The following is a 23,874-nucleotide window of genomic DNA, read 5'->3' as shown; positions in this document are numbered from 1 at the left end:
GGCCGGTGACGCACCACCGCACGGGTGCGTCACCGGCCGGAGTAGGCGCACGTGCGCCTACTCCGGTGAGCTCAGGCGCACGGGTGCGCCATTCGGGGTCAGCTCAGCTCAGTTCAGCGGCCGACGGCGCGCAGGGCGTCGACGATGCCCCTGCCGTAGAAGCCGTTGTTGTCGGCGGTGCCCTCACAGGTGTGCGTGGCGGTCGCCGTGGTGCCGTCCGGCAGATGGCGGGTGTAGGTGTAGGCGGGCGGGTTCGGGCAGGCCGTCCTGGTGGCCGTGCCCTTGAGGATCGCCTCCACCTTGTCCGGGTCCATCGTGAGGCCGCCGCGGGCGCGGTCGCGCTGGCCGTACCGGCTGACGATCAGCGCCGCGACCCCGGCCGCGCGCGGCGAGGCCATCGAGGTGCCCTGCAGGTACTGGTAGTAGGCGCAGACAGAGCCCTTGCAGTCCTTCACCACATGCGGCACCGTCGGGTCGCCGTTCTCGTCGATCTCGCCGTTGGCGACGGCGAGCGCCTTGGGATAGGCCGAGAGCGTGGCCTTGGTGATGTCCCTCGTGTTGCCGGGGGTGTCGTAGACGTCGCCACCGGGCGAGGCCACGTCGATGTAGCCGTTGCCGTAGCTCGAGTAGTAGGCCTTCCGCTTGCTGATCCCGGTCGAGGAGACCGCGATCACGTGCTCGGACTCGTTCGGCAGCGAGACGCAGGACGGGGGAATGGTCCGGGTCCGCTCCGTCTGCTGGCCGGGGAAGGTGGCGTAGTCGGGGCTGCCGCTGTCGACGTTCGTCTTCGTGTAGTCGATCGCCTCGTTGCCCGCCGCGCTGACGAGCGTCACGCCGCGCGCGTGGGCGTAGTCGATCGCCCGCTGGGTGGCGGCGATGTACAGCCGCTGCTGGGCCTGCTCCTCGGGGCTGTCGGCCGGGTTGTCGGCGCAGTTGAACAGCCACGGGTCGATGTAGTAGCTCATGTTGACCACGTCGACGCCGATGTCGCCCGCGTAGGTGAGGGCGTCGACGGTGGGCTGGAGGAAGAAGTAGCCCGAGTCCTGGCCGGCCCGCAGGTTCACGATCGTCACCTTCGGCGCGACGCCCGAGATGCCCAGCTTGTTGATGGGCGCGGCGATCGACGAGGCGACGTGGGTGCCGTGGCCGTCCTCGTCCACGTCGTTCGGGTCGGTGCAGGAGCCGTCGGGGTCCTCCTCGCACGGCCCGTCGATCACGGTGCCGTTTGCGTCGGCGGGCAGGTCGACGGTGAAGTTCCGGCTCAGCCTCCGGTCGAAGTTCGGCGCGATGTCGGGGTGCGAGCCGTCGACGCCGGTGTCGAGGATGCCGACGAGGACGCCCTTGTCCCCCTGCTCGAACCTGTGCGCCTGGTCCGCGTGGATCTGCTTCATGTCCCACTGGAGGTCGGCGAGCGGCTCGTCCTTGACGTTGCGACCCCACTTGGGGCCCGTGGCGCCGCCCCGGCCCTCCTTCTCCACGGCCTTGCTCTTGGCCGCCTTCTCCACGGCCTTCTTCACGGCGGCGGACGCCTTCGCGTCGTCCGGCGCGCTGCCGATCACGCGGTTGCGGGCGACCCCTTCGATGACGGCGGCGCCCTGCAGGGCGGCCGCGAAGTCGGGGTTCGTGGTGCTGACCGTGGCCAGCCCGACCTCGGCGTTCACCTTGATCACGCTGCCGCCCGCCGCTTCGATCGCCTTCTGGGCGTCCGCCGCTGCCGCGCCTTCCTTGTACAGAACCACGTATTCGGTCTGGGCCGCCGACCCGGCGGCCGCCGGTACGGCCTGCGCGGGTGTGGCCAGGGTTGCCGCCACCATCGCCGCGGTCGCGGCGACGACTGTCAAGCGCTTCACATCCACCTCCGTGTGGACTTCAAGGGCGCTGACCATGTTTGGAGATTTCCTGGCTCTGTCAAAGGTCCGTGACAATTCGCGACCAACGTGTGACATGACTGCCGGGGAGGCGATGGGTCAGCCGGGGGAGCGCTGTGGCCGAATTTAGTAGGACGTCCTAGTATTTTCTCGGAGAGTGAGACCCGGGGAGGGGTAGATGAAGCCGGATGCGACGAGCGCCGAGGCGATCGAGGCGGGCAGGGCCCGCTGGCAGGCGCGATACGACGCCGCCTTCAAACGGGACCGCGAGTTCCGGACCCTGTCGGGGCTGGAGGTGGACCCCGTCTACGGGCCGCCCGGTGATGATCCACGCTTCGAGCGCATCGGCTGGCCGGGGGAGTTCCCCTTCACGCGGGGCCTGTACGCGACCGGATACCGAGGCCGTCCCTGGACCATCCGGCAGTTCGCCGGGTTCGGCAACGCCAGGCAGACCAACGAGCGCTACAAGATGATCCTCGGCGCCGGCGGCGGCGGCCTGTCGGTGGCGTTCGACATGCCGACGCTGATGGGCCGCGACTCCGACGACCCCCGCTCGCTCGGCGAGGTGGGCCACTGTGGTGTGGCGATCGACTCGGCCCTCGACATGGACCTGCTGTTCGAGGGCATCCCGCTCGGCGAGGTCACCACGTCGATGACCATCAGCGGGCCCGCCGTACCGATCTTCTGCATGTACGTGGTCGCGGCCGAGCGGCAGGGCGTGCCGGTGGGGAAGCTCAACGGCACGCTCCAGACGGACATCTTCAAGGAGTACATCGCGCAGAAGGAGTGGCTGTTCGCACCCGAGCCGCACCTGCGGCTGATCGGCGACCTGATGGAGTTCTGCGCCGCCGAGATCCCCGCGTACAAGCCGCTGTCGGTGTCGGGCTACCACATCCGCGAGGCGGGGGCCACGGCCGCGCAGGAGCTGGCCTTCACGCTCGCGGACGGCTTCGGCTACGTCGAGCTGGGCCTGTCGCGCGGACTGGACGTGGACGTGTTCGCGCCGGGCCTGTCGTTCTTCTTCGACGCGCACATCGACTTCTTCGAGGAGATCGCGAAGTTCCGCGCCGCGCGGCGCATCTGGGCCCGCTGGATGCGCGACGTGTACGGCGCGCGCACCGAGAAGGCGCAGTGGCTGCGCTTCCACACCCAGACGGCGGGGGTGTCGCTGACCGCGCAGCAGCCGGACAACAACGTCGTCCGCACCGCCATCGAGGCGCTGGCGGCCGTGCTCGGCGGCACCAACTCGCTGCACACCAACGCGCTGGACGAGGTGCTCGCGCTGCCGTCGGAGAAGGCCGCCGAGATCGCACTGCGCACCCAGCAGGTGATCATGGAGGAGACGGAGGTCGTCAACGTCGTCGACCCGCTGGGCGGCTCCTGGTACGTCGAGGCGCTGACCGACCGGCTGGAGGCCGAGGCGGAGAAGATCTTCGCGAGGATCCGGGAGATGGGCGGCGACGGCACGATGACCGCCGGCATCCTGCGGGGCATCGAGGACGGCTGGTTCATGTCGGAGATCGCCGAGTCGGCCTTCGACTACCAGCGCAAGCTGGAGAAGGGCGACAAGCGGATCGTCGGCGTGAACTGCCACACCGCGACCGTGGAGCAGCCGCTGGAGATCCTGCGGATCAGCCACGAGGTCGAGGTGGAGCAGCGCAGGGTGCTGGCCGAGCGGCGCGCCGCGCGGGACCAGGCGGCCGTCGACGCGGCGCTGGCCGCCCTGCGGGCCGCGTCCAAGGGCGACGACAACATGATCCCGCCCATGCTGGAGGCCGTACGGGCCGAGGCCACGCTGGGCGAGATCTGCGACGTCCTGCGCGAGGAGTGGGGCACCTACTCCGAACCCGCCGCCTTCTGACGCGGCGGTCCCGGACGCCCTTCGCCCTGACGTCCCGGGAACAGGCTCCGGCCGGACCGCCGCCGCATCCCCGGCGCGCTGCCGGAGCTCAGCCGGCGGCCGGAAAGCGATCACGACATGAAGTGGTTGAAGGCCCGGCCGTCGAGCTTCCAGCCGGGCTCGTTGTTGACGATGCTGATCATGTGCGACTCCACGGCCAGACGCCACTTGCCGTCGTCGCTCAGACGCCAGACCTTGGTCGTGCCGGCGGCGCAGCCGTCCTCGGCCGCGTATCCGAGTATGCCGTCGTTCACGAACTTGCCTGATCCGACCAACTGGTCGCGCTCCTGGGGGGAGACAGTGACCAGGTAGGACGACTTGATCGTGTAGCGGAGCCGCCACATGGGCTTGCCACCGGGGAAGGCCGTACGGGAGATGTAGTAAAGCGGCGTCTGGGTCACCCGCATGCCGTGCTTGGTGACGGCCTGCTCCATCTCCGCCTGGTTGGCCGTGTAGAAGAAGCCCTGGTCGCCCTTGGTCGTCAGTTCGTAGAGCCGGACCTTCTGGATAGACGTGCTCGTTGCGGCCGCCGTCGCCGGGGACGGGGCGGCTGAGGCAGGGACGGCGACGGCGGCCGACGCCGAGGCGGCGAGGGCCAGCGCGAGACCGAACGTGGCAGTGCGCCCGCCGAGCCGAATAGACATGTGCTGTCCTTTCACAAGATTTCAACGTTCGGTCAGCTTGGGCCGTGTGCGGCCGGGTTCCCGGCCATTTCAACGAACGTGCAAGCGACGTCCTCGGTGGTTTCACGGATCTTTGAAACTTCAGAAGGGCTCCGGTCGGCTTGGCTAGGGTGTGCCTTTACGTAGTGGAAGAAGTGCCTCGGGGGAAAGGTGCGACGCGCGGAGACGTGGAGCGAATTGCGGCTCCGCCCCAGCCCGGAGGTTTCGGTCGCGGTCTCGCCGCAGGTGTCGGTGCTGTCGCTGTTGGTGGACGCGGTGGCCGCGCGACGGCGGGGACTGCCGGAGCGGTGGCGGCGCAGGATCCGGGAGTCCGTCGGCGCCGAGGGCCAGCAGGCGTGTCGCCCGCTCGGCGTGCCCGGCCACTCCGTGGCGCCGGACACGATCGTCCCGCTGCCGCCGGTCGCGGACGCCTCCGTGGAGTCCCAGATCGCCTGGCTGCTCGACATGCGGCCGGACGCGCTGCTCGACGACATGGAGCAGGCGTACGGGCCGGAGCGGGTTCCCGAGCACTGGAGGTGGGCCGCCGAGCGGCCGCGCCGGTGGCTGAACGGGTACGCGAGCGCCGTCTCCGACGTCTGGTCCGCGATCAGGCCTCTGTGGGAGCGAGCGCAGCCGCTGCTCGACCTGGAGGTCGAGCGGGTCGGTACGGCGGTGGTGCGTGGCGCGCTTGACGCGCTCCTCGGCACGCTCAGCGAGCGCATCAGGTTCGCGGACGGCAGCCTTTATATGAGCGACCAGGAGCCCGCGCGGTACGACCTCGGCCGTCGCAGGCTGGTGCTCGTGCCCATGCTCTCCGGGCCCGACGCCACGATCCTCAACCTCGACCTGCCCGGCTACGTCTGGATTGCCTACCCGCTCCGGCGGGCGGACGCCCTGTGGCTCGGGGCCGATCCCGCGCGCCGAGCGGCCGAGGAGCTGGCCTCCATGCTCGGGCCGGCTCGGGCCGGCCTGCTGGCGTCGCTGGCCCGGCCTACGACCATGGGTCAACTCGCCACGCTGGCCGGTACGGTCCCGAGCGCCATCACCTACCACTGCGACCGTCTGGAGGCGGCCGGGCTGATCTGCAGGGAGCGCAGAGGGCGCGAGGTGTGGATCCTGCGCACCCGCCGTGGCCACGAGATCATCGACCTTTTCTCCCGCTGACGACCACGCTCGTGTGACCCGCTCTACGCCCGGTCGTACCGGCGTGCACCAGGCCGGCCGAACCGTGATCCGCCCATGCTGGAGGCCGTACGGGCCGAGGCCACGCTGGGCGAGATCTGCGACGTCCTGCGCGAGGAGTGGGGCACCTACGCCGAACCCGCCGCCTTCTAGAGCCGGGACAGGGCGGCGACGCGGTCGAGGAGGGCTTCGAGGGTCTTGTCGTCGGTGGCCGGGGCCATGACCGTCACCCGCAGGTGGCGGACGCCCCCGAGCTCGGCCGAGGTCAGGTGGAAGGAGCCCTCCTCCAGGAGGGTCTCGCGAATAGCGGCCTGGTCGCCGTCGCCGTACCGGAAGCAGACGATGTTGCTCTCCGGCTCGTACGGGCAGTGGAAGCCGGGCCGCTCGCGGGCCAGTTCCCAGAAGCGGTGGGCGGTGGCGTACCGCCGCGCCACGTGCTCGCCGAGGCCGTGCTCACCCCGCCAGGCCAGATTGAGGAAGACCTTCAGCCCGAGCGCGGCCTTGGTGCACTCCACGGTCCTGCCGATCAGGTCGAACCCCTGGTCGCCGTAGAACAGGTAGCTGGCCCGCTGCCGGAACGCGGCGTCCAGGTCGCCCTCGCGCCGGACGAGCACGGCCGCCGCGAGGCCCGAGGTGCGCAGCATCTTGTGCGCGTCCCAGATGACGGAATCGGCCAGCTCGACGCCGTCGAGCAGGTGCCGATGCGCCTCGCTGAGCAGCGCCGAGGCTCCGTGCGCGCCGTCCACGTGGAACCACAGGCCGTGCTCGGCGCAGAACTCGCCGATGGGCCGCAGATCGTCGTACAAGCCGGTGCCGGTGGCGCAGGCGGCCGCGACCAGGGCCATCGGCCGGCGGCCGGCCCGCCGCGCCCGGTCGAGCCCCTCGGGCAGCCGGGCCACGTCGATCCTGCCCAGGTCGTCCACGTCGAGCGGCACGACCGCGCGCTCGCCGAGGCCGAGGATCGCCGCCGCCCGGGTGATCGAGTAGTGCGCCGACGGCGGCGCGAGGAGGGCGAGATCGCCGGGCACGCCCTCGGTCCACGCGTCCGGCGCGGCGGCGGCCCGCGCGGCGAGCAGCGCGGTCAGGTTGGCCAGCGACCCGCCGTGGGTGAGCACGCCGCCGCCCTCGGGGAAGCCGACCTTGCCGAGCATCCAGCGCAGCACCTCGAACTCGACCGTCGCCGCCGCGGCCCCCATCTCGTAGATCGCCATGGGGTTGTTGATCGCGCCGTGGACGAAGTCGGCCAGCGCGGCGGGGAAGTCCGGCGCGGCCGTCTGGTGGCCGAGGTACGCCGGGTGGTGCAGTCGGGTGCCCTCCGCGAGATAGGCGTCCAGCCACTCCCGGTAGCTCTCCGGGGTCATGCCGCCCTCCCGGATCCAGCGGGCGAGCCCGAGCCGTCCGGCCAGCTCCCCGGGCGGCCTGCGGCGCAGCACCGGCGCCGCCCCGTCCTGGCTCTCCCGCACGTACGCGGCGAGGCCCCGCACGGTCACCTCGGCGGCGTTGACGAAGTCGTCGATGTCCCAGGCGTGATTCGGGGTCATGCCGGGATGATGGCCGTATCGGACGTCCATCCGCCACATACGCCGAATCAACCAAGGAAAGAGGCCGTGAGCACCGAACTGGATTCGACCGACAGGAAGATCCTGGAGCTGTTGCAGAAGGACGCACGGCTGCCCAACAAGGACCTCGCCGAGCGGGTCGGCGTCGCCCCCTCCACCGCTCTCGAACGCGTACGGTCGCTGCGCCGGCGCGGCCTGATCACGGCCTTCCGCGCGGAGGTCGACACCCAGGCGCTCGGACGGCCGCTGGAGGCGCTGCTGGCGCTGCGCGTGCGGCCCCACACGAGCCAGCTCGTGGACCCGCTGCGGGCGTTCGTGCTCGGGCTCCCGGAGACGATCGCGCTGTTCCACGTGGCCGGTCCGCAGGACTTCCTGGTGCACGTCGCGGTGCCCGACGCCGATCACCTGCACCGCCTGATCCTCGAACGCATCCTGGTCCGCCCGGAGATCGTCCATCTCGAGACGACGCTGATCTTCCGTACCGAACGCAGGACCGTCCAGGGCCCGGTCGGCTGAAGATCAGCCCCCGGGCTCAGACGCCCACGGTCCCGTCGACGCCCTCGCGCAGGAAGTCGGCGTGGCCGTTGTGCCGGGCGTACTCGTGGATCATGTGCAGCATCACCAGCCGCAGCGAGACCTCCTCGCCCCAACGCGGCTGGTAGGCGGTGACGTCGAGCGACTCCGCCGCGCGCTCGATCCTGCGGGAGTGCTCGACCTCCGCCTGCCACGCGGCGAACGCCTCCGCGCCGGTGGACCCGCTCGGGTCGTACGCCGCCTGGTAGTCGCCCTCATCCGACCAGACGAGCGGCACGTCCTCCTTGTTGATCACACGGCGGAACCACGCGCGCTCGACCTCGGCCATGTGCCTGACCAGGCCGAGCAGCGTGAGCGTCGACGGCGGCATCGACCTGCGGCGCAGCTCCTCGTCCGACAGGCCGTCGCACTTCAGCGCGAGCGTGGCCCGGTGGTAGTCGAGGAAGGCGCGCAGCATCTCGCGCTCACCGGCGACGGTCGGCGGGCCGATGCGTTCCACTGCCATGTCCTGCTCCCTCCATATGGCGATTTGTGCGTCGTTCACCCTACGGCGGGCGCCGGCCCGTCCCGATCGCCGGAGGAAGGGGGCGGGGATCGCACGGATCACGCGGGCGGGTACGGCAGGATTGGGGGTATGGCAGCGGAGTTCTCTCGACCTGGATCGCTCTACGGCGCCGTGGACCTCGGCGCGCGCAAGCAGGCACTCGAGGCCCAGGCGCGGCGTGAGGCCGCCGGGCCGTCCGGAGCCGCCTCGGCGGACGTCATCGAGGTGACCTCGGCCACCTTCAACGCCGACGTGGTGGAGCGCTCCCTGAGCGTTCCCGTGATCGTCGAGGCGACGGTGAGCAGGGCCGAACAGGTCCGGCAGTTCAGCGGTGTGATGGAGAAGCTGGCCGCGGAGGCGGCGGGCGCGTGGGTGCTGGCCAGGGTGGACGTGGAGGCCGACCCGCAGCTCGCCCAGGCGCTGCGGATGCGCGCGGTGCCCACCGTCTACCTGGCCTTCCAGGGGCAGCTCATGCCCCTGTTCGAGGGGCCACTGCCGGAGGCGCAGCTCCGGCAGGCGTTGGCGCAGGTGTTCGAGCAGCTCGGCGTGGAGCTGGCCGCGCCGGGCGAGGGGCAGCCCGCCGAGCCGATGGTCGACCCCGAGCTTCTGGCGGCCGAGCAGGCCGTGGAGAAGGGCGACCTGGACGCCGCGGCCGCGGCGTACGAGCGCCTGCTGGCGAGGTCGCCGTCGGACGAGGGCGCGAAGATCGGCCTCGCGGGGGTCGGGCTGCTGCGGCGCACGCAGGACCTCGACCCGGCCGACGTGCTGCGCCGGGCCGCCGAGAACGCCGACGACGTGGACGTGCAGACCCAGGCCGCCGACCTGGAGATGGTGAACGGCCAGGTGGACGAGGCGTTCGACCGGCTCGTCGCGCTCGTGCGGCGCACCCGGGGCGCCGACAGGGACAAGGCGCGGGTCCACCTGCTGGGGCTGTTCGACGCCCTGCCCGCCGACGACCCGTCGGTGTCGCGGGCGCGCAGGGCGCTGGCCAGCGCGCTTTTCTGACCCGTTCCCGCCCGCGCCCGCCTCGGTCCCCGCGGCACGGCGGCGCGCGGGCCGGGCACGGCGCGTGGCGGAAACAGCACGGGCACGGGCTGAAACACCCCGCCGGGGATGGCACGATGGATAGCACCCATGAGCCGTCCAGCCGGATGCGCGAGCGTGGCCGCCACGCGGAGGCCGCGCCCCACTGGAGCAGCCGGGAGAGCACGGCCAGGCAACACCCCGCAAAGGAGCGGATAGACGTGGCCACCGTGCCCAGCGTGTCCTACTCGATCACCGTGCGCCTCGAGGTGCCCGCAGGGGGCAAGGCGGTCAGCCTGCTCACCCACGCGGTGGAGAACGCGGGCGGCGTGGTGACCGCCCTCGACGTGACCAACGCCGGTCACGAGAAGCTCCGCATCGACGTGACGTGCGCGGCCAAGGACGCCGACCATGTGCAGGCGATCGTCGACAGCCTCGGCGCGGTCGAGGGCGTCGCGATCCACAAGGTCTCCGACCGGACCTTCCTCATGCACCTCGGCGGCAAGATCGAGATGCAGTCGAAGGTCCCCCTGCGCAACCGTGACGAGCTGTCGATGGCGTACACGCCTGGCGTGGCGCGGGTCAGCCTGGCGATCGCGCGCAACCCCGAGGACGCCCGCCGCCTCACGATCAAGCGGAACTCGGTCGCCGTCGTCACCGACGGCTCGGCCGTCCTCGGCCTCGGCAACATCGGCCCCGCCGCCGCGCTGCCGGTGATGGAGGGCAAGGCCGCCCTGTTCAAGCGGTTCGCCGGCATCGACGCCTGGCCCATCTGCCTCGACACCCAGGACGTGGACGAGATCGTCGCTACCGTACGGGCCATCGCGCCCGGCTTCGGCGGCATCAACCTGGAGGACATCTCGGCGCCGCGCTGCTTCGAGGTGGAGCGGCGGCTGCGTGAGCTGCTCGACATCCCGGTCTTCCACGACGACCAGCACGGCACCGCCATCTGCGTGCTCGCCGCCCTGACCAACGCGCTGAAGGTCGTCGGCAAGGAGCTTTCCGAGGTGCGGATCGCGATGGCCGGCGCCGGCGCGGCCGGCACCGCCGTCCTGCGCCTGCTGCTGGCCGCCGGGGCGCGGAACGTCGTGGTCTGCGACTACCGCGGTGCGGTGCACCTCGGCCGCGACGACCTCGACGACTCGCTGCGCTGGATCGCCGAGCACACCAACAGCGAGGGGTACGGCGGGGACCTGCGCGGCGCGGTCAAGGGCGCCGACGTGTTCATCGGCGTCTCCGCGCCGGGGATCCTCACCGGGGACGACGTCGCCGCCATGGCGAAGGACGCGGTGGTCTTCGCGCTGGCCAACCCCGAGCCGGAGGTCTCCCCGGACGACGCCCGCGAGCACGCCGCGGTCGTGGCCACCGGCCGGTCGGACTACCCCAACCAGATCAACAACGTGCTGGCGTTCCCGGGCGTGTTCCGCGGCCTGCTCGACGCCCAGGCGGACGGCGTCACGCAGGAGATGCTCCTCGCGGCGGCCCGCGCGCTGGCCGCGGTCGTTTCGAGCGAGGAACTCGGCCCCAACTACATCATTCCCAGCGTCTTCCACCCCGACGTGGCCAACGCGGTGGCGGCGGCCGTACGGGAGTCCGCCGGCGGCAGGGCGCGCGGCTTCACCGAGGCCTAGTACGGGTCCGAGCGGTGACGTCGCTGTCACGGTAAGTAATATGACGCGGCAAACCGGGGTCGGCGTACACGAATCCGCAATCCTCCCTCATGATGGGATGTATGGCGGAGGCGATCTACGTCGGCGGGTTGCTTGTAGCGACGCCACTGCTCGACGACCCCAACTTCCGGCGTAGCGTGGTGCTCGTCCTGGAGCACGACGAGGACGGCGGCACTTTGGGTGTGGTGCTCAACCGGCCCAGCGAGATCGCCGTGACCCAGGTCTTACCTTCCTGGGACGCCCTGGTCACGGGTCCTCCTGTGCTGTTCGAGGGCGGCCCGGTGCAGACGGACAGCGCGCTCGCGCTCGCCGTCGTGCTCAGCGGCGAGGAGCCGCTGGGCTGGCGCCGGCTGCAGGGCAGGGCGGCGGTCTCGCGCCTCGGCACGGTGGACCTCGACGCGCCCCCGGAGATCCTGGCGGGGGAGATCTCCCAGATGCGGATCTTCGCGGGCTACGCGGGCTGGACGGCGGGACAGCTCGAGAACGAGCTCCAGGAGGGTGCCTGGTACGTCGTGGACTCCGAGCCGGGGGACACCTTCCACCCGAACCCGGCCACGCTGTGGCGCACCGTGCTGCGCAGGCAGAAGGGGGACCTCGCCCTGGTCGCCACCTTCCCCGACGACCCCCTGCTCAACTGATTCCCCCGGCACGCCCCGCACGGGCCGCGCGGTGACACGCGGAGGCCGGGCGCGGGAAGCGCGCCCGGCCGTGGGTGAGGCGTCTCAGCTCGCGGTGCAGCTCACCGCCGGCACCGCGTTGGTGCCGTTCCAGGAGCCGAGGAACCCGAACGAGGTGGACGCTCCGGCGCCGAGGCCGCCGTTGTAGCTCACGTTCTTCGCGGTGATCGACGACCCGCTCGACGTCACCGTGGCGTTCCACGCCTGGGTGATCGTCTGGCCGTTGGCGTACGTCCAGGTCACGGTCCAGCCGGAGATGGCGCTGGAGCCGGCCTTGACGGTCACCTCGCCCTGGAAGCCGCCGCCCCACTGGTTGGCGACCTTGTACGTCGCCGAGCAGCCCTTGGCGCCGCCGCTCGGGGACGGGCTGGGGCTCGGGCTCGGGGACGCGCTCGGCGAGACGCTGGGGGACGCGGACGGGCTTGGGGACGCGGACGGGCTGGGGGACGGGCTCACCGGCGGCTGGCCGCTGTAGATCGTGGCCTCCTTGGCGGTCGACTTGATGCCGTTGGCGCCGTTGAAGAGCCGCTGGCCCCACGAGGTGAGCTGGCTGACGTTGAAGTTCGTCACCTGGTCGAGGTATTCGACGCCGCCGCCGTTGCCGCTCCACGACCAGCCGAGGTAGCCGACGCCCCGCGACTGGGCCTGCGACATGATCGTGTCCTCGTCGGGGTCGCCGTCCGAGTGCATGTTGCCGAACTCGCCGATCACCAGCGGCAGGCCGGCGGTCTGGAACGCCTGGAGGTAGCCGGTCACCTCGGCCGCGGTGTCGAAGACGCCGTACATGTGGATCGAGAAGACGGTGTTCTTCTGGGGGTCGCTGTCGAAGACCGAGGCGGCGTTGTCACGCATGACGAACTGCCAGTCCTGGCCCCAGTTGGGCGCGTCGACCATCAGCAGGTGCTGGAACCCGGCCGCCCGCATCCTGCTGATCGCGCTCTTGGTCGCGCTGGTCCAGGCGGAGGGGCTGTTGTTGCCGTACGGCTCGTTGCCGATGTTGATGACGACGTAGTTCTCCTGGCCGGTCAGCACGCTCTTGAGGCCGACCCAGTAGTCGACCGCCTGGTCGAGCGTGTACGCGCCGCTCTGCTCGCCGTAGCCGGTGGTGTCGTGGTTCTCGAGCACGCAGATTAACCGGTTCTGCTTGCACAGTGCGATGACGTTGGCGACGTCGCTCGCCGAGTTGGCCGTCCAGCGGCCGCCGCTCAGCACGACGCGGACCGTGTTCGCGCCCAGGGACTTGATGTTCGCGAACGAGCTCGTCTGGCTCGGATACCAGGTGTGGGCGTGGCTGGTGCCCCGCATGATGAACTGGTTCCCATTGGCTTCGAGGATCTTCGTGCCGCTGACGTGGAGTCCGGTCGCGGCCTGCGCGCTCTGGGTCATCGCGATCACCGACATCAGGAGGGCGAGGAGCGCCGCGCCCGCGGCGATGAAACGTGTTCTCATTCTGTACCTCGGGTGGGGGGATCGGCACCGATGGAAGCGCCGGACGCACCATAGGCAGGGGGAGCCGGGGCCGTACAGGAGACGGCTCTCGCGCCGCCGTCGAGGGGCCCGCGCCTCACTGAACCGGTTCGGCATGGTGTGCCACCGGACCAGCACGATCTCCCGCCGCGGGCCCTCACCTGGGCCGCCGCATTCCGATGAAACGTTCACCGGTCGGCCGGTGCGCGGGGGTGCGGAGGGCGTCTGTAGAGTCGGCTGCCATGCCCGATCTCGGCGTGCCGGAACCCGGCTGGGCGCCTCCGGGCGCCGTACGGTTCGCCGGCGGTGTGCCCGTCGCCCTGGTGGCGCCCGATGCCGGGCTGCCGTCGCTGCCCGTCGCCGTGAGCGACATGGCGACGCTGCGCCACATCGACCTCGACGGCAACGCGCTCACGACGTTGCCCGGCTGGATCGGGCGCCTGGAGCGGCTGCGGGTCCTGCTGTTCTACGGCAACCGGATCACGGCCCTCCCGCCCGAGCTGGGCCGTCTCGCCTCGCTCGAACACCTGAGCGCGGGGCGCAACGCGCTGACCGCGGTGCCGGACGCGCTGTGGCGGCTGAGCCGGCTGCGGTCGCTCAACCTGGCCGAGAACGAGATCGCGGACCTTCCCCCCCGGCCTCGGCCGCCTCCGCCAGCTGCGCATGCTCGACCTGGGGCACAACCGGCTGCGCGAGGTGCCGGCGGAGATCGGCGACCTGCCCTGCCTCACCGACTACCTCTACCTGAGCGACAACGGGTTCACGTCGGTGCCCGCCTCGCTGGGACGGCTCGACCGGCTCGGCTACCTCAACCTGGCGGAGAACCGGCTGGCCGCGCTGCCCGAGGCCATCGGCGGCATGACCGGCCTGCACGAGTTGCGCGTCCACGACAACCGGCTGACCACGCTGCCGGAGACCGTCGGCCGCCTGACCGGGCTGCGCGAGCTGCACCTCAGGAACAACCGGCTCGCCGCGCTGCCCGAGGCGATCGGAGGGCTGCGCGCGCTGCGTCACCTGGACCTGCGCGGCAACCCTCTGGAACGGCTGCCCGGCTCCGTCGTACGGCTGACCGAGCTGACCCACCTCGACCTGCGGGCGACCCGTCTCACCGGGCTGCCCGGCGGGCTGGCGGAGCTGCCGCGGCTGGAGAAGCTCGACCTGCGCTGGATCAAGTTCGACGAGGTCCCCGCCTGCGTCCGCCCGCTGCGCGAGCGCGGGTGCGTCGTGCTCATGTGAGGACGTGCCGCGGCGTCAGCCCGGGGCTGAGACTGAGGCGGGCTCGGCCGGCTTCCGAGCGTGCGGGCAGGTCCCAGCCGGGACACAGGGAACGCTCGGCCAGCGCGAGCAGGTCCTCCAGCCGCCGTGCCAGTACGGCGGGGTCCTGCGTGCGCTCGTCGAAGCAGGCGAGGGCCACGCTGACGAAGACGGCCACGATGAACTGCGGCTGAAGGTCGCACGGGTCCGCTCCGAGCCTGCGGGCCACCTCGGCGACCAGCCTGCGCTCGTTCTCCTTGACCAGCCGCATGGTCCCGGCGAGCAGGGCGGGCGTGGAGTGCACGACCTTCTGGCAACGCAGGTACCTGCCTGCCTCCGTCTCATCCGCCTCTCGTAGGATCTGCAGTAACGAGCGCATCGCCTGGCACAGCGCCGTGAACGGCGACTCCGACTCGGGGCGTGCGGCCAGCTCCGCGAGGAGCATCCGCTGCTCGTCGGCGGTCAGCGAGAGCGCCACGTCCTCCTTGGAAGCGAAGTACCGGAAGAAGGTCCTGGGCGAGACCTCCACCTCGGCGGCGATCTGGTCGACGGTCGTCGCCTCGTAGCCCCTGGTGAGGAAGAGGTCGAGGGCCGCGTCGATCAGGGCGTCCCGCGTCCGCTGCTTCTTGCGTTCGCGTAGACCCACGGCGGTCACCTCCTCGAAACTGCCGGTTCACAAACTCTCGGTTGTCACCGTATGTCGGATAAAAGGATTTGTCATCTGTCATCGACTGACATAAATTACTGCCCGTCGACACAGTGGTGCTAAGGGGGAATCTCCATGACTCAAGCCGTATCGGTGGACGCCGACGCGCCTCCAGGACGAGGCCAGGGGCATCCATGGCTCACGCTGCTCGCCGTCTCGCTCGGCGTGATCATGGTCATGCTCGACGGCACGGTCGTGGCGATCGCGAACCCGGTCATCCAGGTCGAACTCAAGGCGACGCTGGCGGACCTGCAGTGGGTGACCAGCGGTTACCTGCTCGCGCTGGCGGTCTTCCTGATCACCGCCGGCAAGCTGGGCGACCTGTTCGGGCACAAGCGCGTCTTCTTGATCGGCGTCGCGGGCTTCGCGCTGACCTCGCTCGCCATCGGCCTGTCGTCCTCAATCGGCGTGCTGATCGCGCTGCGGGTGCTGCAGGGACTGTTCGGCGCGCTGCTCCAGCCCGCCGCGCTCGCGTTGCTCCGGTCGGCGTTCCCCGGCGAGAAGCTGAACATGGCCATGGGCGCGTGGGGTGCGATCATCGGCCTGTCGAGCGCGGCCGGCCCGATCGTCGGCGGACTCCTGGTGGAGAACGTGAGCTGGCAGTCGGTGTTCTTCATCAACGTGCCGGTCGGCGTGGTGGCGCTGGCGTTCGGGCTGTGGGCGCTGCGGGAGAGCAGGGCCCAGACGCTGTCCCGGGTCGACTGGCTCGGCGTCGTGCTGCTGTCCGGCGCGATGTTCGCGCTGGTGTGGGCCATCATCAAGGCCCCCGAGTGGGGCTGGGGCGACGCCAAGACGCTCGGCTTCCTCGCCGCCGCCGTCGTGGTTGGTGCCGTGTTCCTGTTCTGGCAGTCGAGGGCGAGCGAGCCGTTGCTGCCGCTGAGCCTGTTCCGCAACGCCTCGTCTCGATCGGGACCGTCCTCATGATCCTCATGTCGTTCGCGATGTTCGGCGCGATGTTCTTCCTCACGTTCTTCTTCCAGGGCGTGCACGGGCTCACGCCGCTCGACTCCGGCCTGCGGATGCTGCCCATGAGCGCCGGCATGATCGTCGCCTCGCCCATCGCGGGCGTCCTGATCGGCAAGCTCGGCCCGAAGATCACCATCGCGGGCGGCATGGTGATCAGCGCCTTCGCGATGTTCCTCATGTCGCGGCTGAGCGTCGAGGCCGCCTTCGCCGACAGCGCGATCCCGTTCGTGCTGCTCGCGTTCGGCCTGTCGCCGGTGTTCGTCGGCGCCACGGAGATCATCGTGGGCAACGCGCCGGAGGAGCTGAGTGGCGTCGCGGGCGGCGTGCAGAACTCCGCGATGCAGGTCGGCGGCGCGCTCGGCACCGCCATCCTGGGCGCGGTCGTGTCCGCCAAGGTGGCCGACGTGCTGCCCGGGTACCTCGGTCCGGCGGCGGCCGCCGTCCCGCCCGCCCAGATGGAGGGCCTGAAGGCTCTGGCCTCGGTGGGCCAGGCCCCGCCCGGGCTGACCGGGCCCGTGGCCAAGACGCTGGCCGACGCGGCGCACCTGTCCTTCATGGACGGCCTGCACCTCGGCTTCGTCGTGAGCACGGTGGTCGCCCTCGTCGCGGCGGCCCTGGCCCTGTTCGTCAAGGCCGGCCGCAAGACCGAGGGCGCCCCGGTCCACATGGGCTGACGTCCGGTCCCTGTCGTACGGCCCTCGCCACCCCGGCGGGGGCCGTACGCGCGTCCGGGCCGGGGCCGCCTCCTCGCTCAGTAGACTTGGTATCCGTGAGCGGCACGAAGATTCTTCCCGAGAGCGACGTAACACCCCGGCTCTCGCACGGCGACGGTGACCACGAGCGCTTCTCGCACTTCGCCGACAAGAACAAGATCACTGAGAGCTACGTGACCGGCGCGCCGGTGCGGGCGCTGTGCGGCAAGGTCTGGGTGCCCAGCCGCGACCCGAAGAAGTACCCGGTCTGCCCGGAGTGCAAGGAGATCTACGAGGGGTTGCCCAAGGGCGAACCGTCCGGCGAGTGAGTGTCGATACGGGATCATCGCCTCCCCGGCGGCTAGGGTCAGCCATCTGACCAGCCGTATCGGGGGAACGAATGGTTCGGCGACCCATCGCCGTCTTCCTTGCATGCCTTTACGCGCTGGGCGGCGCCTGCGCCGCCCCGGCGTCCGCCGCCTCCCGGGCGGCCGGTGGTCACACCGGCGCCGGACTGCGTGGATCGCCGGCCTCGCGCCCGGACGCCTGCCTCACCCGCCACGCCGTTCCGCAGCGCCGGCACGGGGTGGGCGCGCTCACGCACGCCCTGGAGCCGCGTGAGCCGGGGCCGGACGAGGTCGCCCGGATGTCGGCCGACCTGGCTCGCAGGCTCGGCACGGCACAGCCGGGAAACACCGCGCAGCCAGGGGACACCGCGCAGCCCGGGAACACTGCGCAGCCAGGGGACACCGCGCAGCCCGGGAACACAGCGCAGCCCGGAGACACAGCGCGGCCGGGGGGTGCCGCGAACGGCCGGCGGAGCGCTCCTGGGGCCGTCGAGCGGATCACCGTTCCGGTGTGGGTGCACATCATCAGGGACCGTGCGCTCGGCCTGCCCGACGCCGCCGTCTCCCGGCAGATCGCCGTGCTGAACACCGCCTACTCCGGCGGGTACGGCGGAGCCGACACCGGCGTGCGCTTCGAGCTCAAGGGCATCACCCACACCGACAACCGGAGCTGGTTCCGCGACCCCCTCGGCTACGAGGAGCCGATGAAGAAGAAGCTGCGGGTCGGGGGTCCCGAGACGCTCAACCTGTACATCGCGCAGCTGAGCCGGCTCGTGCTCGGCTACTCCACGTACCCGTACTGGTACGACGACGAGCCCGTGCTGGACGGCGTAGTGATCGACTGGCGGAGCGTCCCCGGCGGCCCGCTGCGCGACTTCGCCAGAGGCTTCACCGCGGTGCACGAGATCGGCCACTGGCTGGGCCTGCTGCACACGTTCGAGAACGGCTGCAAGGCCCCGGGCGACTCGGTGGACGACACCCCCTCCGAGGCCTACCCGACGAACGGCTGCCCTTCGAAGAAGGACACCTGCCCCGCCACGGGCGGCGACCCTATCCACAACTTCATGGACTACGCCCAGGACCGCTGCATGCGCGAGTTCACCGCGGGCCAGGGCGTGCGCGTCCACCAGATGTGGGACGCCTATCGCCGTCCGCGCCGGAGGGAACCGACGCCGGGCTGCAGAAGGCCGCCGCGGGCCTCCAGGGGGCCGCCGCGGACGCTGCGGACGGCACGGACAGCACCCCGGACGGCATCACGGACAGCCCTGTGCCGAGCCTCGCCGCACAAGGCCGTGAGGGCCCGGTCGACCATATACAGGGCGGGGAGGAACCGCCAGGAGGAACAGGGCGATGACGAATCGGGCCGGAGCCGTTGACGTCGCGGCGCGGGTGTGAGTAACTCCACAGCAGCGTTCATGGTCACGAAGCCCCGCGCCCGGCCCTGAGCGCCGAGTCGCTCGCCGGTTCCGTCCCACGCGCCCGGCCAGGCCGCCCGGGGAGGCTTTGTGGATGACCAGTGGACCCGCCGGGTCTGGCCCCCTGCCGAGGACGAGTCCGCGCCGTCCACGCAGGGCCCCACTCGCCCGTACGGCGCCCTCGGCGGGTCGCCGCGGCCGTCCACACCGCCCGCGTCCCCCCAGTGGCCCTCACGGCCGTACCGGGAGCCGGACCGGAACCCGGAGGAGAGCCTCACCGGCCTGTACGGCGCGCCGGTCTCAGAACGGAGCCAGGGCGACCGCCCGGTCTGGCCGTCCCTGGACCTGGAGTCCCCGGAGCCCGAGGACGACCTGCCCCCCTCGGCCCGCCGTTACCGCGCGCCCGAGACGCCTCCCCGCCCGATGCCGCGGTGGCTGCGGGGCCTTCTCGTCGGCGGGCTCGCGCTGGTCTGCTCGGCGGCCGTCATCGGCGCGGTGGTGGTCACGGTGCTGCATCGCGCCGAGAGCGCGCCTCCCACGGTGATCCACGACCAGATCGCCGGCGTCGCCTACACGTTGCCGCCGCAGTGGCGGGAGGGCGTCGTCGCGCCCGTGACCGGCTTCACCTCCGTCGCCGCGCGCGGGGACAGCGCCACCGTCATGGCCCGGCCCGGCGACCGGGTGGACCCGCCCAACCTGCGGTCGGCCGTCATCGACCTGAGCGATCTCTACACGCAGTTGCTGCTGCACGGCGACAAGGTCGAGGTGCTGGACGACCGCGCGGTGACCGTCGGCGGGCGGCCGGGTCACACGCGGGCCGTACGGGCCGAGTACACCGACGTGGTGAACGAGCCCGCCTTCATGCGGGTGACCCTGCTGACCCGGCCGGAAGGCGGCAGCACGGTCCTGCTCGGGCTGGCCCATCCCGACAGTCCCCAGTCGCGCGCCGAGATCGAGGGCCTGATGTGGGGAGCCCGCTGAGCCCGCCGTCGAACCGGCACGCCCTCGTACGGCGGCCCGTCGCTCGAATCCGGAAATAACCGTCTCTCGCTCCGTACGAGCGATTACTCGGGCATAGCCGTTGAATCGGGAAACCGGCCGACTTATCTGTGCAGCTCTTTGCCTTGGTTGTCCGGTTGAATATCCATATAAGCGCGTTGATTGGCACTCCGGCGTCTTCCTGCGCAATAAAAGGGAGATGGCGGTGTCGCCGGAGCGGCTTTGAGGTAGGCGTAACATCTGTTTGCCGATATCCAATAAGTGGCTCACTGCCCGCGTTTCACCGGCCAGGTATCTTCGGTGTCGCATCGCACGAAAACGCGGTGACCCGGAAAGACCAATTCTCACCATGGGGGGAAATCAAATTGATTTCTCGTAGGAGCAGCTCGGCCTCTGGTTCGCGTGGCGCCGGTCGCCTGCTGATGTGGTCCGCCGCGGCGGCGGTGACCTGCGCGGCGGTTGGGCTGTCGGGCTCGATCGCGGCGAATGCCACCACGACGAAGGCCGCCCCCGCCGCACAGGCGGCGACGAACCCGGTCGGCGACAAAAACAAGTTCATTCCCTACCCGCGCCTCGACAGCGCGAACATCGTCACCGCGTTCACGGTCGCGGCGACCGGCGTCACTCCGACGACCTCGACGACCTTCACCGGGTCGGCGCGCAGGGGGCGCGTGTTCGTGAACGACGGCACGGGCTGGGCCGACCTCACGACGGTGTTCGGCGGGTACCTGTACGACATCACCCTGGCGCCCTCGCCGAGCACCGCTCTGTCGGTCGTCCCCGGCGGTGGCGCTCTGACCAGCCTCAGCAGCAGCGGGATTCCCGTGGGGCGGGTCAGGGTCACGGTGCGGAGGGCGGACGGCGCCATCCTCTTCTCCGACTGCAGCGTCTCCACCACGAGCGGTACCTCCGCCCTTCCGCTGACCAGCAGCCGTTGCAGCGCCCCGACACGTCTGTGACGGTGGGCGCGGCGAACTGACCGTTTCCGGGGCGGGGCCCTGTGGACGCCGAAGGGCTCCGCGGGTCACCCGCCCCGGCCGTTTCTGAGCGGGGCTCGTGCGCTGCGCGGGTCTCGGGGCGCGCTTCGCCGTCGCGTCCACCCTGGTTCCTGGTCCCGGTTGCATCGGCGCGGCCCGGGGTCCCGATCCCGCCGCCCGCAGCGACGGCAGGGCGGATCGCACCGCGACGCCACGCCCGGTTCCTGAGGCTGTGGGGATTGCCACACCAGGCTATTTCGGACCACCCTGCGTGTGGGCGGCACGTCTTGTCGGTCCGGCGGGCTAGTCTGAATCCACTGTGAGGGAGCGAACCGATAGAGACACCAGTGTTCCGATGAGTTCGGGGAGGCGTCGTTGAGCGTTTCGGCCGCGTCCCACCTCTCCCCGTCCTACCCCGACAGAGCCGCCTGGGGCACCGCCCCGAAGCTGCGCGCATGGCAGCAGCAGGCCTTCGACCTCTACTTCAGCCGTGAGCCGCGCGACTTCCTGACCGTCGCCACCCCCGGCGCCGGCAAGACGACGTACGCGCTGCGGATCGCCAGCGAGCTGCTCGGCCGCGGGATCGTGCGGGCGCTGACGATCGTCACCCCCACCGAGCACCTCAAGCGGCAGTGGGCCGACGCCGCGGCTCGCGTCGGGATCAGCATCGACCCCGAGTTCAAGAACAGCCAGGGCGCCACCTCGCGCGACTACACCGGGGTCGCGGTCACCTACGCCCAGATCGCGATGCACCCGGCGCTGCACCGGGCCCGCACCGAGGCGCGCAAGACTCTGGTGATCTTCGACGAGATCCACCACGCCGGCGACGCGAAGTCGTGGGGCGACGGCGTCCGCGAGGCGTTCGAGCCCGCGACCAGACGACTGGCGCTGACCGGCACGCCGTTCCGGTCCGACGAGAGCCCGATCCCCTTCGTCACCTACGTCGAGGACGGCGAGGGGGCGATGCGGAGCGTCTCCGACTACTCCTACGGGTACGGCCCGGCCCTGGCCGACGGCGTCGTCCGCCCGGTCATCTTCCTGGCGTACTCGGGGGAGATGAAGTGGCGCACGCGCGCGGGCGACGAGATCGCCGCCACCCTCGGCACGCCGTTGACCAAGGACCAGCTCTCGCAGGCGTGGCGGGCCGCCCTCGACCCGAAGGGCGACTGGATCCGCCAGGTCATCCACGCGGCCGACCGGCGCCTCACCGAGGTACGGCGGGGCGTTCCCGACGCAGGCGGGCTGGTCATCGCCTCCGACCACGAGTCGGCCCGCGCCTATGCCCGGCACATCCGCACGGTGACCGGGGAAGGGGCCGAGGTCGTGCTCTCCGACGACCCGGGCGCGTCCAAGAAGATCAAGGACTTCGCCGCCTCCGACCGGCGCTGGCTGGTCGCGGTCCGCATGGTCTCCGAGGGCGTCGACATTCCCCGGCTGTGCGTCGGGGTCTACGCCACGAGCACCTCGACCCCGCTGTTCTTCGCCCAGGCGGTCGGGCGTTTCGTCCGCGCCCGGAAGCGGGGGGAGACCGCGTCGGTGTTCCTGCCCTCGGTGCCCGTCCTGATGGGCCTCGCGGGCGAGATGGAGGCCGAGCGCGACCACGTTCTGGGCCGCCGCCGCGACGAGGACGGCCTCGACGACATGCTCCTCGAACAGGCCCAGCAGGAGAAGAAGCAGCCCGACGCCCTCGGCGACGAGTTGCCCTTCCAGACGCTGGAGGCGTCGGCCACCTTCGACCGGGTGCTCTTCGACGGCGGCGAGTTCGGCACCGCCGCCGCGCCCGGCTCGCCCGAGGAGGAGGACTTCATCGGCCTCCCCGGCCTGTTGGAGCCCGACCAGGTGGCCTCACTGCTGCGCAAGCGCCAGGCCGACCAGCAGGCGGCCAAGCGCAGGACCAAGAAGGGGAGCGAGGACAGCGCCCCCGCCCTCGCGCCGCACGAGCAGCTCGCCGAGCTCCGCAGGGAGCTGAACGGCCTCGTCGGCGCGTGGAACCACCGCACCGGCCAGCCGCACGGCGTCATCCACGCCGAGCTGCGCCGCGCCTGCGGCGGCCCGGCCATCGCCCAGGCCACCGCCGAGCAGGTCCGCGAGCGCATCGCGATGATCCGCAAGTGGGCCACCCAGCGCAGGTGACCCCGCCACACACCGAGGGCACCGGGTTCACCACCTGACACAATGGTGATCGGGGGCGACACCCAGTGCCGCCCCCGATGCCCCTTGTTTTGCGGGCCCGAACGGACTTCGGCACGGAGCGAGCAGGTCATGCTCTGCGTGCCTGCGCGCCCGGGTCGGCGTGACTACCCCTGCGAGAGTTCAACCCCCGCGACCCGCTGCGGCTGGTGGGTGTCGTGTTGCAGGGCGCCCAGCCGGTCGAGGACGAGCTCGAACATGCGCATGTTCGACGCGGCCATCGCGTCCACCCGATCGGTGAGGTCGCTGACGTGCACCGTCAGGGTGTCGAAGCGTCCGGTGAGCGTTGTGACCTGTTCGCTCAGCGTGTCGACGCGCCCGGTGAGGTCGTCCACGCGTCCGCTCAGCGTGTCGACGCGTCCGCTGAGGTCGTCCACACGTCCGCTCAGGCCGTCGATGCGACGATCCAGTCGGCCGATCTCGCCGTCGATGCGGTCAAGCCGGACGGCGACAACCGTCATTTGCCTCTTGAGGACGTTGACATCGGCCTTGGTCTCCTCCGATATCTGCTCGACTCGCACCAGGCGGTCGCTTATTGCGTCGATTTTGTCCCAATGCGGCTGCGTCGCGTCGTACGCGTGTGCTGCTGCCTGCTTATAGCAGTCGACGCTGAGCTTCATGAATTCATTCTCCAGGTGCTTCACGCGTTCTTCGAGTGTCCTCACGGGTCGTCCTCCGATGCTGCTCGCAGCGTAGCCGAGGCTCGCTGGAGGGAAGTGGGAGCGCTGCAACTGCGCGGAGGCAACTGGTATCAGCTCGAAGGTCGGCGGGAAGTGAGTAATCGGCGGCGCATTCCGTGCCGCCTCGGCCACACGGTGCGCAATCTTCGCTATCGGTGGGATGAATATTCACCGAGCGCTGCGTGTTCTGCGCTTCATGTCCGGACTTCCCCTATTTGCGGGCCGGCTTTTCTTGACCTCGTCGGGGGCGCTACGAGATGCGGGAGCGCAGCGGGATCTTGTCGCCGGTGTGGCCGTTGATCGCCACGTAACGCCGGTGGTGCCGGGTGGCCGGGCTGAGCCGGAGGCTGAGGGAGGCCATGCCTTGCTCCACGCGTACGGGAACGTTGCGTGCTCCCTCGTGCTGCCTCGCCTCCGCGCCCTCGCGCAGCCAGATGCGCAGCCGGTGCCCGGCCTGGTGGACGGCCACCGTCGCCGTGTCGCACTGCGCGGGCGACGCGGGCCAGTACACCGTGAGGCCGTGCAGGGCCCTGCCGTGGAACGACAGTCGTACGGCCTCGGG

The 23,874-nt window shown here is 70.8% G+C and carries 20 protein-coding genes and 2 pseudogenes; 14 read left to right on the top strand and 8 right to left on the bottom strand.

The window, feature by feature from the left end; translation table 11 throughout:
• Nucleotides 1-113: 113 nt before the first annotated feature.
• Nucleotides 114-1,850: a S8 family serine peptidase gene (locus B1L11_RS16780; RefSeq protein WP_256862616.1), complete on the bottom strand. Its 1,737-nt coding sequence runs from the start codon at nucleotides 1,848-1,850 to the stop codon at nucleotides 114-116.
• A 196-nt stretch (nucleotides 1,851-2,046) separates the two neighbouring features.
• Between B1L11_RS16780 and B1L11_RS16775 the strand changes: the two genes are divergently transcribed.
• Nucleotides 2,047-3,729 (top strand): methylmalonyl-CoA mutase, encoded by a 1,683-nt coding sequence (locus B1L11_RS16775; protein WP_079315338.1) that lies wholly within the window; start codon nucleotides 2,047-2,049, stop codon nucleotides 3,727-3,729.
• A gap of 110 nt (nucleotides 3,730-3,839) precedes the next feature.
• Here the strand turns inward: B1L11_RS16775 and B1L11_RS16770 are convergent, their stop codons facing one another.
• Nucleotides 3,840-4,412, bottom strand: coding sequence for a hypothetical protein (locus B1L11_RS16770; RefSeq protein WP_079315337.1), 573 nt, complete (start codon nucleotides 4,410-4,412; stop codon nucleotides 3,840-3,842).
• 216 nt (nucleotides 4,413-4,628) lie between these two features.
• On the opposite strand from B1L11_RS16770, the gene B1L11_RS16765 reads away from it, so the two are divergent.
• Nucleotides 4,629-5,594 carry a hypothetical protein gene (locus B1L11_RS16765; protein ID WP_079315336.1) on the top strand — a complete coding sequence of 322 codons (966 nt, stop codon included), beginning with the start codon at nucleotides 4,629-4,631 and terminating at the stop codon, nucleotides 5,592-5,594.
• A 167-nt stretch (nucleotides 5,595-5,761) separates the two neighbouring features.
• On the opposite strand, the gene B1L11_RS16760 is transcribed toward B1L11_RS16765, so the two are convergent.
• Nucleotides 5,762-7,153 carry a pyridoxal-dependent decarboxylase gene (locus B1L11_RS16760; RefSeq protein WP_143737318.1) on the bottom strand — a complete coding sequence of 464 codons (1,392 nt, stop codon included), beginning with the start codon at nucleotides 7,151-7,153 and terminating at the stop codon, nucleotides 5,762-5,764.
• 66 nt (nucleotides 7,154-7,219) lie between these two features.
• Between B1L11_RS16760 and B1L11_RS16755 the strand changes: the two genes are divergently transcribed.
• Nucleotides 7,220-7,687 carry an Lrp/AsnC family transcriptional regulator gene (locus B1L11_RS16755; RefSeq protein ID WP_193206717.1) on the top strand — a complete coding sequence of 156 codons (468 nt, stop codon included), beginning with the start codon at nucleotides 7,220-7,222 and terminating at the stop codon, nucleotides 7,685-7,687.
• A gap of 16 nt (nucleotides 7,688-7,703) precedes the next feature.
• Here the strand turns inward: B1L11_RS16755 and B1L11_RS16750 are convergent, their stop codons facing one another.
• Nucleotides 7,704-8,210, bottom strand: a complete 507-nt coding sequence (locus tag B1L11_RS16750) for a DinB family protein (protein ID WP_079315333.1) — start codon at nucleotides 8,208-8,210, stop codon at nucleotides 7,704-7,706.
• 129 nt (nucleotides 8,211-8,339) lie between these two features.
• On the opposite strand from B1L11_RS16750, the gene B1L11_RS16745 reads away from it, so the two are divergent.
• From B1L11_RS16745 to B1L11_RS16735, 3 genes are all read left to right on the top strand, one after another.
• Nucleotides 8,340-9,254, top strand: a complete 915-nt coding sequence (locus B1L11_RS16745) for a tetratricopeptide repeat protein (RefSeq protein WP_079315332.1) — start codon at nucleotides 8,340-8,342, stop codon at nucleotides 9,252-9,254.
• A 239-nt stretch (nucleotides 9,255-9,493) separates the two neighbouring features.
• A complete protein-coding gene (locus B1L11_RS16740) occupies nucleotides 9,494-10,903 on the top strand; it encodes an NAD-dependent malic enzyme (protein WP_079315331.1) in 1,410 nt (469 codons plus the stop codon).
• Nucleotides 10,904-11,004: 101 nt separating this feature from the next.
• Complete coding sequence (locus B1L11_RS16735) at nucleotides 11,005-11,580, top strand: YqgE/AlgH family protein (RefSeq protein WP_079315330.1); 576 nt, start codon at nucleotides 11,005-11,007, stop codon at nucleotides 11,578-11,580.
• Nucleotides 11,581-11,664: 84 nt separating this feature from the next.
• Here B1L11_RS16735 and B1L11_RS16730 read toward each other — a convergent pair whose 3' ends face one another.
• Complete coding sequence (locus B1L11_RS16730; RefSeq protein WP_079315329.1) at nucleotides 11,665-13,068, bottom strand: cellulase family glycosylhydrolase; 1,404 nt, start codon at nucleotides 13,066-13,068, stop codon at nucleotides 11,665-11,667.
• A 197-nt stretch (nucleotides 13,069-13,265) separates the two neighbouring features.
• On the opposite strand from B1L11_RS16730, the pseudogene B1L11_RS54045 reads away from it, so the two are divergent.
• Nucleotides 13,266-13,646, top strand: a pseudogene (locus B1L11_RS54045) (leucine-rich repeat domain-containing protein); the annotation flags it as partial.
• A gap of 103 nt (nucleotides 13,647-13,749) precedes the next feature.
• Entirely contained in the window at nucleotides 13,750-14,322 is a 573-nt protein-coding gene (locus B1L11_RS16725; protein ID WP_256862615.1) for a leucine-rich repeat domain-containing protein, read from the top strand.
• Here B1L11_RS16725 and B1L11_RS16720 read toward each other — a convergent pair.
• Nucleotides 14,315-14,986, bottom strand: a complete 672-nt coding sequence (locus tag B1L11_RS16720; protein ID WP_179155186.1) for a TetR family transcriptional regulator — start codon at nucleotides 14,984-14,986, stop codon at nucleotides 14,315-14,317. The genes B1L11_RS16725 and B1L11_RS16720 overlap by 8 nt on opposite strands.
• A gap of 135 nt (nucleotides 14,987-15,121) precedes the next feature.
• On the opposite strand from B1L11_RS16720, the pseudogene B1L11_RS54890 reads away from it, so the two are divergent.
• From B1L11_RS54890 to B1L11_RS16690, 6 genes and pseudogenes are all read left to right on the top strand, one after another.
• A pseudogene (locus tag B1L11_RS54890) lies at nucleotides 15,122-16,686 on the top strand (MFS transporter).
• 86 nt (nucleotides 16,687-16,772) lie between these two features.
• Nucleotides 16,773-17,033: a DUF3039 domain-containing protein gene (locus B1L11_RS16710; protein ID WP_030510937.1), complete on the top strand. Its 261-nt coding sequence runs from the start codon at nucleotides 16,773-16,775 to the stop codon at nucleotides 17,031-17,033.
• A 71-nt stretch (nucleotides 17,034-17,104) separates the two neighbouring features.
• Nucleotides 17,105-18,427, top strand: coding sequence for a M43 family zinc metalloprotease (locus B1L11_RS16705; RefSeq protein WP_256862612.1), 1,323 nt, complete (start codon nucleotides 17,105-17,107; stop codon nucleotides 18,425-18,427).
• Nucleotides 18,428-18,556: 129 nt separating this feature from the next.
• Complete coding sequence (locus tag B1L11_RS16700) at nucleotides 18,557-19,447, top strand: hypothetical protein (RefSeq protein ID WP_079315327.1); 891 nt, start codon at nucleotides 18,557-18,559, stop codon at nucleotides 19,445-19,447.
• 440 nt (nucleotides 19,448-19,887) lie between these two features.
• Entirely contained in the window at nucleotides 19,888-20,424 is a 537-nt protein-coding gene (locus B1L11_RS16695; protein ID WP_079315326.1) for a hypothetical protein, read from the top strand.
• A gap of 393 nt (nucleotides 20,425-20,817) precedes the next feature.
• Nucleotides 20,818-22,575 carry a DEAD/DEAH box helicase gene (locus B1L11_RS16690; protein WP_079315325.1) on the top strand — a complete coding sequence of 586 codons (1,758 nt, stop codon included), beginning with the start codon at nucleotides 20,818-20,820 and terminating at the stop codon, nucleotides 22,573-22,575.
• A gap of 164 nt (nucleotides 22,576-22,739) precedes the next feature.
• Here the strand turns inward: B1L11_RS16690 and B1L11_RS16685 are convergent, their stop codons facing one another.
• Complete coding sequence (locus B1L11_RS16685) at nucleotides 22,740-23,297, bottom strand: hypothetical protein (RefSeq protein WP_143737317.1); 558 nt, start codon at nucleotides 23,295-23,297, stop codon at nucleotides 22,740-22,742.
• A gap of 265 nt (nucleotides 23,298-23,562) precedes the next feature.
• Nucleotides 23,563-23,823 (bottom strand): hypothetical protein, encoded by a 261-nt coding sequence (locus B1L11_RS16680; protein WP_079315323.1) that lies wholly within the window; start codon nucleotides 23,821-23,823, stop codon nucleotides 23,563-23,565.
• Nucleotides 23,824-23,874: the final 51 nt, after the last annotated feature.

The organism is Microbispora sp. GKU 823, from assembly GCF_002027145.1.
In the GTDB taxonomy this organism is placed as follows: Bacteria; Actinomycetota; Actinomycetes; order Streptosporangiales; family Streptosporangiaceae; genus Microbispora; species Microbispora siamensis.
Note: the sequence above shows the minus strand (reverse complement) of the source record. Positions and strands in the feature narration are given on the sequence as shown.

Coding starts and splice junctions, on each gene's coding strand:
- B1L11_RS16725 (WP_256862615.1), top strand. CDS start 13,750: ATGCTCGACCTGGGGCACAACCGGCTGCGCGAGGTGCCGGCGGAGATC.
- B1L11_RS16750 (WP_079315333.1), bottom strand. CDS start 8,210: ATGGCAGTGGAACGCATCGGCCCGCCGACCGTCGCCGGTGAGCGCGAG.
- B1L11_RS16775 (WP_079315338.1), top strand. CDS start 2,047: ATGAAGCCGGATGCGACGAGCGCCGAGGCGATCGAGGCGGGCAGGGCC.
- B1L11_RS16745 (WP_079315332.1), top strand. CDS start 8,340: ATGGCAGCGGAGTTCTCTCGACCTGGATCGCTCTACGGCGCCGTGGAC.
- B1L11_RS16735 (WP_079315330.1), top strand. CDS start 11,005: ATGGCGGAGGCGATCTACGTCGGCGGGTTGCTTGTAGCGACGCCACTG.
- B1L11_RS16695 (WP_079315326.1), top strand. CDS start 19,888: ATGTGGTCCGCCGCGGCGGCGGTGACCTGCGCGGCGGTTGGGCTGTCG.
- B1L11_RS16760 (WP_143737318.1), bottom strand. CDS start 7,153: ATGACCCCGAATCACGCCTGGGACATCGACGACTTCGTCAACGCCGCC.
- B1L11_RS16730 (WP_079315329.1), bottom strand. CDS start 13,068: ATGAGAACACGTTTCATCGCCGCGGGCGCGGCGCTCCTCGCCCTCCTG.
- B1L11_RS16705 (WP_256862612.1), top strand. CDS start 17,105: ATGGTTCGGCGACCCATCGCCGTCTTCCTTGCATGCCTTTACGCGCTG.
- B1L11_RS16770 (WP_079315337.1), bottom strand. CDS start 4,412: ATGTCTATTCGGCTCGGCGGGCGCACTGCCACGTTCGGTCTCGCGCTG.